Annotated in this window: 1 protein-coding gene; it reads left to right on the forward strand. The window is 73.7% G+C overall.

The window, feature by feature from the left end; genetic code table 11:
• Positions 1–186: 186 nt before the first annotated feature.
• The coding region (locus tag AC2W7M_RS27080) for a glycosyltransferase (protein ID WP_486136332.1) at positions 187–581 on the forward strand (395 nt) is incomplete at its 3' end.

Genomic DNA, 581 nt, shown 5'->3' on the forward strand with positions numbered 1-581 from the left:
CTCTCCCACATGCGCGCACCGAGGGCAAGCGGCGCGGCGGCCGCGGCCCCGGGCGCCATGCTCCGCCGCGGGGATGAACCGTCCGTCCGCCGTGCGCCCTGCAACCGTTTTCAGTGCGGCGCACACAGCCATCGACGATCCCGCAAACCGGCGGTATAGCTTGCTTCCAAGAGGAGCCGCCGCCCTTTGCTGTCCGTCGTCATCCCCACCCACAATTCCGAGCGCCGCCTGGTGCCGGTGCTGTCCGCCTTGGTGCAGGGCGTGACCGCCGGCGTGCTGCGCGACGTCACGCTGGTGGACAACGGCTCGACCGACGGCACCGCCACCATCGCCGACGGCGCCGGCTGCGCTTTTCTCCCGTCGGTGGGCGACCTCGGCGTGCGGCTGCGCCAGGGGGCGGCCGCCGCGCGCGGGGCGCTGGCTCATGTTCCTCACCGACCAGTCGTTCCTGGAGGAGGGCTGGGCGCGCGAGGTGGCGCATTTCATCGAGGCCGCCGAACGGCGCGGCCAGGCGGAGCGAATCGCCGGCACCTTTCCGCCTGGCGGTGGGCGGCTACGGCCTCGGCCCGCGCCTCGGCGAG

It is taken from the genome of Xanthobacter sp. BG11Y11_SDJG, from assembly GCF_057364445.1.